This is a genomic window from Xenorhabdus yunnanensis (genome assembly GCF_028598805.1).
Lineage (GTDB): Bacteria > Pseudomonadota > Gammaproteobacteria > Enterobacterales > Enterobacteriaceae > Xenorhabdus > Xenorhabdus yunnanensis.
On the sequence record NZ_JAQRFI010000004.1, the window covers coordinates 121,757 to 133,572 of the forward strand.

Here is an 11,816-nt window from a genome sequence, read left to right on the forward strand (position 1 = left end):
GATTGGCTATCTATCATTCATTACGGTTGATAAATTTTTCAGTACTTTTTTCAGTATTTTTTCAGTACGTAAAAATTAGTTTGAATACTTGCGCATCACCAGGGATGCATTTGTACCACCGAACCCGAAGCTATTGGACATTACTGTTTTTAGCTCGCGTTCGGTTGGTTCAGTAATAATATTCATGCCCTGTGCTTTTTCATCTAGGTTTTCAATATTGATGCTTGGTGCAATAATTCCATGCTCCAACATCAATAAGCTGTAAATCGTTTCATGAGCACCAGCTGCACCCAATGAATGCCCTGTCATCGCTTTAGTAGCGGAAATAGCAGGTGTATTGTCGCCAAAAACCTCTCTGATGGCTTCCAGCTCTTTCAAATCACCAATTGGCGTCGAAGTTCCGTGGGTATTGATGTAATCGACTCCACCTTCAACACCGTCTAATGCCATCTTCATACAACGCACAGCACCTTCTCCAGAAGGAGCGACCATATCCGCGCCATCTGAATTTGCTCCATAACCGATAATCTCAGCGTAAATATGCGCACCACGGGCCAACGCGTGCTCTAATTCTTCAACAACAACAATACCGCCACCACCAGCAATCACGAAACCGTCGCGGCTCTGATCATAAGTGCGGGAAGCTTGTTCTGGTGTTTCATTATATTTAGTAGAAAGTGCTCCCATTGCATCAAATTCACAAGCCATTTCCCAACTTAATTCTTCACCACCTCCAGCAAAAATAACATCTTGCTTACCGAGTTGAATTAATTCAACGGCATGACCGATACAGTGTGCAGAAGTTGAACAGGCAGAACTGATGGAGTAGTTGACGCCCTTGATTTTAAATGGTGTAGCTAAACAAGCTGATACGCCAGAAGCCATTGCACGCGTGACCATATAAGGCCCAACCCCACGCAAACCACGGGCACGCATACCATCTGAACCAGCAACTTGGTTATAGGGAGAGCCGCCTCCTGAACCAACGACTAAGCCAGTACGAAAGTCAGAAACTTGTTCATCGGATAGGCCTGAATCTTTAATTGCCTCATCCATTGCCAGATAAGCATAAACAGATGCGTCACTCATAAAACGTAGGGTTTTGCGGTCAATCAAACCAGAAGTATCCAGCTTTACATTGCCCCAAACATGGCTGCGCATTCCTATTTCTTTAAATTCTTCTGAGAAAGTTATTCCGGAACGGCCCTCTTTCAGAGATTCCAGCACCTCTTTCTGGTTATTACCAATACTGGAGACAATACCCAGACCAGTGATTACTGCACGTTTCATTACTTACCTCATCAATATGTTTACCTGCGGGATTTCTTCACTCGCACTTTAGCGTACACTTGTACGCCGAACAAGTCCGATCAGGTTAAAAACTCATGGAAAAATTGATCCAGATTCAACTCTGAAGCTCTACCATGGGTGGTGCAAACAAATGAAGACCATTAAAATCCCCATATTATTGTTATCAACAGTACAGGCATTATTGTGAAAAACCGTACTATCAACAGCGCAACCCTAAGCTGGAATGAGCAGGGCACCCCCATTTCAGAGCAGTTTGATGATGTTTATTTTTCAAATCAAGATGGCTTAGAAGAAACTTTATATGTATTTTTGAAAGGCAACCATTTTCCTCAACGCTTTAATACACATTCCCGTCCAGAGTGTGTTATTGCAGAAACAGGGTTCGGTACTGGATTGAATTTTCTGACACTTTGGCGAACTTTCGCTCATTTTAGGCAACAATATCCTGAAGCTGTATTAAAACGACTTCATTATATCAGTTTTGAAAAATATCCATTAAAACCAGATGACCTGAAAACAGCACACCAACGCTGGCCTGAACTTAACGAGTTTTCTGTACAATTATGTCAACAATGGCCCTTACCATTAGCTGGTTGTCATAGATTGATTCTGGATAATGGCGCAGTCACTCTGGATCTTTGGTTCGGGGATGTAAATGATCTATTACCAAAGATAAATTCAAACCTGACAGGGAAAATTGATGCTTGGTTTTTAGATGGTTTTGCACCCTCCAAAAATCCACAGATGTGGAGTGAACAGTTGTTCGCTGCAATGGCAAAATTTTGTCGCCCTGAAGGTACATTTGCAACATTCACATCTGCTGGTATCGTTCGTCGAGGATTACAAAAAGCAGGCTTTAATGTCACCAAACTTAAAGGATTTGGGCGTAAAAGGGAGATGTTGACTGGTACCTTATCTCCATTAAATGGTTCAACTCCCTTATCCAACTTACCATGGTTTTCTCGCAAAGCTGCTCTCCATGCCGATGATATTGCAATCATCGGTGGCGGTATTGCCAGTGCACTGACTGCACTTGCTCTATTGCGCCGTGGCGCCAAAGTCACACTATATTGTCAGGATGATCAACCTGCTCAGAATGCATCAGGCAATCAACAAGGTGCTATTTATCCCTTATTGAACGGTAATGACGACCCATTAGAACGCTTCTTTACATCAGCATTTACTTTTGCCCGCCGTCAGTATGCTCAATTAATTGACGAAAATGTATTGTTTGATCATCAATGGTGTGGCGTCAGCCAATTAGCTTATGATGAAAAAAGTGCGAATAAAATTAGCAAAATGCTACGAACAGCATGGCCAGAAGAAATCGCGCTTGGTATGAACCGTAACCAATTAAGCCACATAAGTGGATTAGATGTGAATTATGATGGTATTCACTACTCACAAGGAGGATGGTTATACCCAGCACAACTCACCCAAGCGGTGATTAAACTTGCTGAACAGCGTGGAATGCAGATTTATTTTAATCATAAAGTAACGCAGCTCATTCAAAGTGAAAGCGGTTGGCAGTTACAAATTGAACATAAAGAAAGCCTGCAATGCAAAAATCACAATGTTGTCATTATTGCTAATGGTCACTGTCTACCACAATTTGAACAAACTAAAAAACTTCCTGTAACCGCTGTTCGTGGGCAAGTTAGCCATATCCCAACTACAGATAACCTGCGCCAATTAAAAAGTGTGCTGTGTTACGATGGTTACATGACACCCGTTAATTCTAATAATCAATATCACTGTATCGGTGCCAGTTATCAACGCAAGCAATTGGATACACAATACTCCTCTGTCGAACAACAAGAAAACCGTGAACGTTTATTAAAATGTTTTCCTGATGTTGACTGGCCGCAGGAAGTTGATATTTCAGAAGGGAAATCCCGCCAGGGTATACGGTGTGTCATTCGGGATCATATGCCAATGATTGGGAACGTTCCTGTTTTAAGTGAACTGATGAATAAATATGCAAATTTATCTCGGCAAATAAATACTAATAAGGCTATTGAAGAGTCTCCTTGTTACCTAAATTTATTTGTTCTTGGTGCGTTAGGTTCGCGTGGATTATGTTCTGCTCCTTTAAGCGCAGAATTACTGGCTAGCCAGATTTTTGGAGAAGCCCTGCCACTTGATGATGAGACATTAGCAGCGTTACACCCAAACCGCTTTTGGGTTAGAAAACTATTACGCGGCAAAACCGTTAAAACAGAAAAACCTTAAAGAAGTTGATCTTTTTACACCAGATATGCAGATATAGAAAAAGTCATATCTGGTGTAAATTCCAAGATCTTCATTCTCAAAAACTGGAACCATGCTCAAGCTCATTATCTTATTCAGGTATAACAGGCATAGTAGATACAGTAAGCAAAAGTTTCATTGCACAACGTTGTTCTTCAGCAAATCCATAATCAATTTCACTTTGTAATATTTGGCGTAATGACTCTGTCATCTGCTGAAAATCTAAGATCTCAAATCCCAATTTGTGATAAAAGGGAGCATTCCAGTTAACATAACGAAAAGTTGTCAATGTAACAGCGTTAAAATGGCGCAGCTCTGCAACTATAATTACCTTATCAATCAATGCCTTTCCGATGCTATTTCTCTGCCAATCTTCATGCACAGAAATCTCCATAATATGTAGCCCACCATCCAACGGCTTAGCCAAAATAAAACCAATAGGCTGAGACATCTCATTAAGTGCAACCCAGCTATTGCCCTGCGCAATATACTCCAAATGCTGCTCCTCCGTTTGTACATGACCATCAGCTATCCAAGCCAATTCAGGTATAAACCTAAATAACTTCGCAGCAGAATGTTCTATTTCGGGTAATTGGATTACATCTGATTTTTTTGTTAAACGAATAGAAAACATAGATTACCTTAGGCACCCTGCAATTTTATTCAATTAATTAATAGAAAAAATATATCCTAAAAACACACCTACAGAGGTTATATTTTTCTACATTAGTGAGTATTAAATAACATAAACCTCATTGCAGCAATAATTATGCCAGAAAGACCAAACATTATTGTTATCATCCATTTTGTTTGGGAAAATATCTTAAGTACTCAAGAAAAATTAATTGAATTGCTAACTGTAAAATCAATTTAAAAATCCATATCACTTTACTTTATGTTCATAACAAAAAAACAAATAAAGATGAAGATGTCGCCATTTATTCTCATTATTGAGAGTCAATACGAATTTTTTTGTAATCATAGATAAGTGATTACTCTATTCAACCAAAAATAAAGGGCTACATAAATAGCCCTAAATAGAAATAATTGCGTATTAATGAATTAATTTTTTGCACTATCCAGTAGTTTTTGCCAAGTTGACAAAACCAAAACCTGATCTGGTGGAGTCAGTTCTCCCGCTTTAATTGCTTTGTTAACACTTTCTTCAACACGCTGATGGAGCTGGTCAGCAGTGTTTGCCCCTTCTTGCTCTAATTCAGCAACAGCTAATGTCAGATGCCCGCGGAGGTATCCACCAGCAAATAATTCGTCATCACTGGCATGTTCAACCATATTATCAATTTGCGCCAGAATGCGTGTTTCAAACTCTGCGAGCATTATTTTTTCCTCAAAATCAATTTCAATTAGCCAAGAGATTTTCCGGATAAGGAAAATGCTCTGCTTTTAGTGGAGGCGTATTGTAAAACGATTGCAGACCTTGAATAAAGCGTGCAGCTCGTGTGGGAATCCCATTTTCAAGGTATTGCATGACTTGCCCATGCACTTTCCGCTGAAAAGCAAGGCGATCCGGCTCAAAATCGCCTTCAAGGTTGTCACAACTGATGTTAAATGAAAACCCCGCCGCTACACAGAATAACCATTCCAGCGACTGCGGTTTGATCTCCACTTTTTCAAATTCACCCTGAGTTTGAGCATCACGCCCATCAGGGCAATACCAGTAACCGAAATCAATCAGTTTGCGGCGCTCTTCTCCCGCAATGCACCAATGAGAAATTTCATGCAATCCACTGGCATAAAAGCCATGAGCAAACACTATTCGGTTATAGTTCACTTCCTCATCTGCAGGTAGATAAATCGGCTCATCATCACCTTTTATCAAACGGGTGTTATAGTCATTACTAAAGCAATTATCAAAAATTTCAATCAGTTGTTGATAATGATGTGCAGTCATGTATTAATGCAGAATCCTAAATCAAAAATAAAATGCCAACCAAGAACGGATAGTATCTCCATAATGGTCATAAAGAAGCTTGATGCTCATCAAAAAAGAAATAGTCACCAACATCGGACGAATAAGTTTCTGCCCTCTGCTCAGCACCAAACCAGCGCCTAACCTCGCACCAATCATTTGCCCTATCAGCATCACAGAGCCCACCAGCCATAAGACCTGTCCACCAAGAATAAAGAACCCCAACGCACCGATGTTAGATGCAAAGTTCAGTACCTTGGCATGGGCCGTTGCTTTTGCCAAATTGTAGCCACAAAGCATGACATAAGAGAGTGCGAAAAAAGATCCCGTTCCCGGCCCAAACACGCCATCGTAAAAGCCAACCCCACACCCGGCGAGACAACCAAATGCAATTGGACCAAGACGATGTTGCCGATCTTCTGCTCCAATATTCGGCACTAATAGAAAATAAAGGCCGATAATTATCACCAGCATCGGTAATAAATAACGCAGAAAATCCGGTGACACAAATTGAACCAACAAAGCCCCCAACATGGCACCAATTATCGTCATGACAATCGCAAAACGCTGGGAACGCAAATCCACTATACCGCGGCGGATAAAATAAAGGCTGGCAGATAAAGAACCACCCACAGCCTGTAATTTATTTGTTGCCAGTGTCTGGACAGGAGAAACCCCTGCTGATAGCAGGGCTGGAATGGTCAATAATCCACCGCCTCCTGCAATAGAATCGATAAATCCCGCAACTATCGCAACCAAAAATAGGAAACCGTAAATTTCCGGCCCTAACAATGTCCATTCCATTATACATTTCACCAGAAAACTGCTTGCCTATTATCACGATGCCTTTCAGCCTCTGCCGAGGCTTACATCAGGTATCAGGAGCCTCTTCCTTAAACTACCAACGTGGAAGCGGTGGCGTCACATCAGCACATTGTGCCCGCTGACGTAATAAGTGGTCCATAAGTACAATCGCCATCATTGCTTCTGCGATGGGCACAGCTCGGATACCAACACAAGGATCGTGTCGGCCACGAGTTACCATATCCACCTCTTCTCCCTGACGGTTGACTGTTTTACCTGGCACCATAATGCTGGATGTCGGTTTCAGGGCAATATGCGCAACAATCGGCTGACTACTACTAATTCCGCCTAAAATGCCGCCAGCATGATTACTGGTAAATCCCTCAGTCGTCATTTCATCGCGGTTTTCGCTGCCACGTAAATTTACAACACCGAAACCGTCACCGATTTCAACGCCTTTCACCGCGTTAATACTCATCAAGGCATGAGCAATATCTGCATCCAAACGGTCAAACACTGGTTCGCCCAATCCCGCGGGTACGTTTTCAGCAACTACACTGACTCTCGCGCCAATGGAATTGCCTTCTTTTTTTAATGCCCGAAGCAATTCATCAAGCTGGGTCAGCTTACTGGCATCGGGGCAGAAAAAAGGGTTCTGTTCAACAAGATCCCAATCTTTCAGTTCACAATGAATATCACCCATCTGGGTCAGGCAGGCACGAATAAGAATCCCGTGTTTTTCGAATAAGTATTTTTTAGCAATTGCTCCTGCTGCAACGCGCATAGCAGTTTCACGGGCTGATGAACGTCCGCCGCCACGATAATCACGCAGTCCATATTTTTGTTCGTAGGTATAGTCAGCATGGCCCGGGCGGAAAACATCTTTAATCGCACTGTAATCTTGTGAACGCTGATCGGTGTTTTCAATCATCAGACCAATACTGGTCCCTGTTGTCACTCCGTCAAAAACACCTGAAAGAATACGAACTTGATCTGGCTCACGACGCTGTGTCGTATAACGGGAAGTGCCCGGGCGACGTCTGTCCAAGTCAATTTGCAAATCAGCTTCTGTAATAACAATGCCTGGTGGAACACCATCAACAATGCATCCCAGTGCGATTCCGTGAGATTCACCAAATGTGGTGACACGAAAAAACTGCCCAATACTATTTCCTGCCATTCCTACCCTGCCATCATTATTTATGCGTTAAAAATGAGATCGAATAACAATAACTCACCCAATGATTAAAACCTATCTTATTTCAGCAATTTTATTTGCCTTTAAACCCATGATATTTCAAACCACAACATTATTGGCTACGCTATGGTTTTCACTTGATTAGGTATAATTTAATACAGTGTCTGTTTTAATCATTGAGTACTATGAAAAATTATTAATCTTTGAACTGTTGGAAATATTCGTGATACTCAACCAGTTGCTGGCGAGTCAGCATGAAAACACCATCACCACCATGTTCGAATTCTAACCATGTAAATGGCACTTCTGGATATTGTTCAATCAGATGTACCATGCTATTACCGACTTCACAAATAAGCACCCCATCTTCCGTGAGGAAATCAGGTGCTGTTGCCAGAATACGGCGAGCCAGTTGCAATCCATCAACTCCCGCAGCCAACCCCAATTCAGGTTCACAGCGGAATTCGTCTGGTAGATCGTCCATGTCTTCTTCATCCACATACGGAGGATTAGTGACAATAAGATCATATTTTATTGGTGGCATGTCGCGGAAGAGATCTGAATGAATCGGAATGACGCGATGGGAAAGACCGTGATTCTCGATATTCTGCTCAGTGATCGCCAGTGCATCAGCTGAAATGTCCACTGCATCCACTTCAGCTTCAGGAAATGCATGAGCACAAGCAATCGCAATACAACCGCTGCCAGTACAAAGATCCAAAATGGTCGATGGTTCATGTGAAATCAACCCTGCAAATTGATTGTTAATCAATTCGCCAATCGGTGAACGAGGAACCAAAACCCGCTCATCAACATAAAATTCGTGACCACAGAACCAAGCACGATTTGTCAGGTAAGCGACTGGAATACGCTTATTAATACGACACAAAACACGCTCAACAATGAGATGGCGCTCTGTTGATGTTAAGCGCGATGTCATCATTGTTTCGGGAATATCCTGAGGCAAATGCAAAGTGGGGAGAACTAATTGCAAAGCCTCATCCCACGGATTATCCGTTCCATGCCCATAATAGATATTGGCAGCATTAAAACGGCTGGCAGACCAACGGAGCATATCCTGAATGGTCTGTAACTCTGTAACAACCTCATCTACAAAAATCTTATCCAAAAACCACCCCCAAATAATAAAAATGTATTAACGCACTAGTTTGCCATGTTCCCTGACACAAATCAGCTTTCTGAACATGCGAATTATCTCAAGAATCGATTGTCTTTGGGAGAAAAGAGGGTATTAGAGGAAAAAAATGGTATTAGGAGAGAAAATCGTATAATGCCACCCTACACAAGCAGAGCGGCATTTTTAGATCAGTTGCTGGTTATTTAGCTTTTTTCACCCATATGTAATAGCTTATTGTCAATAATGCTATCCATACCACCCCAACGTACAATGCAATTCGGGTATTGGGGAAATAGCCTAATACAGCAATAACAAATGCCATAAAAGCAATGGCCAGAGTCGGCGCAACAGGCCAAAAGGGAACTGGGAATTTAAGCTGTTTGGCTTCTTCTGCTGGCATTTTACGACGCATGACATATTGTGACAGCAAAATCATCAGCCATACCCAGACGGTTGCAAATGTCGCGATAGAAGCAATGATGATGAAAACTTTTTCTGGCAGAAAGTAATTTAAAACAACACCTATCAACAAAATCCCTGACATTACCAGCACAGTGACCCATGGTACTCCGCTTTTAGTCAATTGTGTAAAAGTAGCTGGAGCCTGTTTTTCCTGCGCCATGCCATACATCATCCGCCCTGCACCAAAAATATCACTGTTGATCGCAGAAATTGCAGCGGTGATCACGACAATATTCAAAATATTAGCTGCTGAATCAATTCCTAAACTAGAGAATATCTGAACGAATGGACTGCCACTTTGCCCCACTTGATTCCACGGGTAAATACACATCAAAACAAACAGTGTAAGAACATAAAACAGTAAGATACGGAATGGAACTGCATTGATTGCGCGTGGGATGGATTTTTCCGGATTTTTAGCTTCACTGGCTGTGATACCAATGACTTCAATACCACCAAAGGCAAACATAACGACCGTAAACGAGGCTATCACTCCCGCTATACCGTTGGGCATGAACCCACCATGTTCCCATAAGTTAGATAAGCCAGTGACATGACCCGCTTCCTGACCAAATCCATACATCATTATGGCAAAACCGCCAACAATCATGGCAATAATTGCAGCAACCTTAATGATAGAAAGCCAAAATTCCATTTCACCAAAGACTTTAACGTTACATAGGTTTATTGCCCCAATGAAAAAGACAATGCTAAGTACCCAAATCCACTGTTCAACATGGGGAAACCAGAGCTTCATGTAGATGCCGAATGCGGTAACGTCAGCCAGACAAACAACTAACATTTCAAAAACATAAGTCCATCCGGTCAGAAAACCCGCCAGTGGCCCTAAATAGTGGGTGGCATAATAAGAGAAAGATCCCGGTGCAGAACGATGTACCGCCATTTCCCCCAATGCCCGCATGACCATGAATACTGCCGCGCCACCTATTGCATAAGCCAACAATACCGCTGGCCCCGCAGCTTTAATGGCCTCCGCTGAACCGTAGAAAAGACCTGTGCCAATCGCCGATCCCAGAGCCATAAATCGAATGTGGCGAACGCTTAACCCTCGCTTGAGTTGTGAGATGTTTTGCATGATTTATCCTTGTGTCTTTTATTATTAGATTGGAAGAGATAAATACTACGATAAGGCCGGATGCTATCCGGCCTAAAACGATGTGTTTGTACTTAGTTTTCTAAGATCTTGCCAACAGGCAACAATGCAGAAAGTTGCTGCTCAGCCAACAACTGGATTGCTTCCTTAATATCCGGTGCGAAAAAGCGATCTTTATCATAATGTGCGACTTTATCGCGGAGGATATGGCGGGCTTTTTCCAAAATCAGGCTGCTCTGCAAGCCATGACGAAAATCCATGCCCTGACATGCCGTCAACCATTCAATTGCCAAAATTCCACGCACGTTATCTGCCATTTCCCACAGGCGACGACCTGCGGCCGGTGCCATTGAAACGTGATCTTCCTGATTGGCAGAAGTTGGCAGACTGTCGACACTGGAAGGATGCGCCAACGCTTTGTTTTCACTTGCCAGAGCTGCCGCAGTCACTTGAGCAATCATGAAACCGGAGTTCACACCACTGTTTTCGACCAAGAATGGTGGCAACTGAGACATATTACTGTCCATCAGCAAGGCAATACGACGTTCTGACAATGAACCAATTTCTGCCAAAGCGATAGCCAGATTATCCGATGCCATAGCAACAGGTTCAGCGTGGAAGTTACCGCCAGAAATCACTTCATCTTCTTCAGCAAATACCAGCGGATTATCTGAAACCGCATTGGCTTCAACTATAATCACGTCAGCAGCATGGCGGATTTGGGTTAAACAAGCCCCCATCACTTGTGGCTGACAGCGCAATGAATAAGGATCTTGGACTTTCGGGCAGTTTTTGTGCGAGTCAGAAATTCCACTCTGGTCTTCCAATACCAAACGGTAAAGGGCTGCCACATCAATTTGGCCTTTCTGACCTCGTGCGTCATGGATTCGCGCATCAAATGGTTTACGGGAACCAAGCGCAGCTTCAACAGACAAGGCACCACAAATAATAGCTGATGCAAGTAAATCTTCTGCGGCAAAAAGTCCTTTCAAAGCAAAGGCTGTAGAAGTTTGTGTACCATTGAGCAGCGCCAATCCTTCTTTAGCAACAAGGCAAATCGGCTTGAGTCCTGCTTTTTCCAGCGCGACTTTTGCCGGCAGCCATTCACCACGATAGCGGGCTTTTCCTTCTCCCAACAATAACAGACTCATATGCGCCAATGGGGCTAAGTCACCGGAAGCTCCCACTGAACCCTTGCTTGGAATGCAAGGATAAATTTCAGCGTTGACCAAGGCAATCAATCCCTGAATCACTTCCAGACGAATGCCAGAATAGCCACGGGCAAGACTGTTGATTTTCAGCACTATAATCAATCGGACAATTTCATCCGGCAGAGGCTCACCGACTCCCGCAGCATGTGACAACACGATAGAGCACTGCAATTCTTCCAAATCCTGTTCTGCAATACGGGTGTTCGCCAGCAAGCCAAAACCGGTATTGATACCATAAGCCGTTCTGTTTTCACTGATGATGCGATTCACACAAGCGACACTGCTCTCAATGGCAGGAAAGCATTGTTCGTCCAAACTAATATGAACAGGGTGCTGATAAACATGGCGTAATTCTTCAAGCGTCATTTTTCCTGGGTGTATAGTAATGTTTCTCATTT

At 42.7% G+C, this 11,816-nt stretch carries 10 protein-coding genes; 1 reads left to right on the forward strand and 9 read right to left on the reverse strand.

Annotated elements, in window-relative coordinates:
* Positions 1 to 75: 75 nt before the first annotated feature.
* Positions 76 to 1,290 (reverse strand): beta-ketoacyl-ACP synthase I, encoded by a 1,215-nt coding sequence (gene fabB / locus PSI23_RS03050; RefSeq protein WP_273553691.1) that lies wholly within the window; start codon positions 1,288 to 1,290, stop codon positions 76 to 78.
* A 204-nt stretch (positions 1,291 to 1,494) separates the two neighbouring features.
* Between fabB and mnmC the strand changes: the two genes are divergently transcribed.
* Positions 1,495 to 3,543, forward strand: a complete 2,049-nt coding sequence (gene mnmC, locus PSI23_RS03055) for a bifunctional tRNA (5-methylaminomethyl-2-thiouridine)(34)-methyltransferase MnmC2/FAD-dependent 5-carboxymethylaminomethyl-2-thiouridine(34) oxidoreductase MnmC1 (RefSeq protein ID WP_273553692.1) — start codon at positions 1,495 to 1,497, stop codon at positions 3,541 to 3,543.
* Between the two features lie 109 nt (positions 3,544 to 3,652).
* Here the strand turns inward: mnmC and PSI23_RS03060 are convergent, their stop codons facing one another.
* The 8 genes from PSI23_RS03060 to hutH all read right to left on the reverse strand — a co-directional run bounded on the left by PSI23_RS03060 (position 3,653) and on the right by hutH (position 11,814).
* Entirely contained in the window at positions 3,653 to 4,195 is a 543-nt protein-coding gene (locus tag PSI23_RS03060) for a GNAT family N-acetyltransferase (protein WP_273553693.1), read from the reverse strand.
* 428 nt (positions 4,196 to 4,623) lie between these two features.
* A complete protein-coding gene (locus PSI23_RS03065; protein ID WP_273553694.1) occupies positions 4,624 to 4,899 on the reverse strand; it encodes a YfcL family protein in 276 nt (91 codons plus the stop codon).
* Positions 4,900 to 4,921: 22 nt separating this feature from the next.
* Complete coding sequence (locus PSI23_RS03070; protein ID WP_273553695.1) at positions 4,922 to 5,473, reverse strand: elongation factor P hydroxylase; 552 nt, start codon at positions 5,471 to 5,473, stop codon at positions 4,922 to 4,924.
* 21 nt (positions 5,474 to 5,494) lie between these two features.
* Positions 5,495 to 6,295 carry a sulfite exporter TauE/SafE family protein gene (locus PSI23_RS03075; protein WP_273553696.1) on the reverse strand — a complete coding sequence of 267 codons (801 nt, stop codon included), beginning with the start codon at positions 6,293 to 6,295 and terminating at the stop codon, positions 5,495 to 5,497.
* Between the two features lie 94 nt (positions 6,296 to 6,389).
* The gene (aroC, locus tag PSI23_RS03080) at positions 6,390 to 7,475 is read right to left on the reverse strand and encodes a chorismate synthase (protein WP_273553697.1); all 1,086 of its coding nucleotides are present in this window, start codon (positions 7,473 to 7,475) and stop codon (positions 6,390 to 6,392) included.
* Positions 7,476 to 7,689: 214 nt separating this feature from the next.
* Complete coding sequence (gene prmB, locus PSI23_RS03085; RefSeq protein ID WP_273553698.1) at positions 7,690 to 8,622, reverse strand: 50S ribosomal protein L3 N(5)-glutamine methyltransferase; 933 nt, start codon at positions 8,620 to 8,622, stop codon at positions 7,690 to 7,692.
* A 208-nt stretch (positions 8,623 to 8,830) separates the two neighbouring features.
* Complete coding sequence (gene hutT, locus PSI23_RS03090) at positions 8,831 to 10,189, reverse strand: L-histidine transporter HutT (protein ID WP_273553699.1); 1,359 nt, start codon at positions 10,187 to 10,189, stop codon at positions 8,831 to 8,833.
* 92 nt (positions 10,190 to 10,281) lie between these two features.
* Positions 10,282 to 11,814, reverse strand: a complete 1,533-nt coding sequence (gene hutH / locus PSI23_RS03095; RefSeq protein WP_273553700.1) for a histidine ammonia-lyase — start codon at positions 11,812 to 11,814, stop codon at positions 10,282 to 10,284.
* Positions 11,815 to 11,816: the final 2 nt, after the last annotated feature.

Bases quoted from the DNA above. Each gene is read 5' to 3' on its own strand.
- PSI23_RS03075 (WP_273553696.1), bottom strand. From the start codon at position 6,295: ATGGAATGGACATTGTTAGGGCCGGAAATTTACGGTTTCCTATTTTTG.
- hutH (WP_273553700.1), bottom strand. From the start codon at position 11,814: ATGAGAAACATTACTATACACCCAGGAAAAATGACGCTTGAAGAATTA.
- fabB (WP_273553691.1), bottom strand. From the start codon at position 1,290: ATGAAACGTGCAGTAATCACTGGTCTGGGTATTGTCTCCAGTATTGGT.
- PSI23_RS03065 (WP_273553694.1), bottom strand. From the start codon at position 4,899: ATGCTCGCAGAGTTTGAAACACGCATTCTGGCGCAAATTGATAATATG.
- PSI23_RS03060 (WP_273553693.1), bottom strand. From the start codon at position 4,195: ATGTTTTCTATTCGTTTAACAAAAAAATCAGATGTAATCCAATTACCC.
- aroC (WP_273553697.1), bottom strand. From the start codon at position 7,475: ATGGCAGGAAATAGTATTGGGCAGTTTTTTCGTGTCACCACATTTGGT.
- PSI23_RS03070 (WP_273553695.1), bottom strand. From the start codon at position 5,473: ATGACTGCACATCATTATCAACAACTGATTGAAATTTTTGATAATTGC.
- hutT (WP_273553699.1), bottom strand. From the start codon at position 10,189: ATGCAAAACATCTCACAACTCAAGCGAGGGTTAAGCGTTCGCCACATT.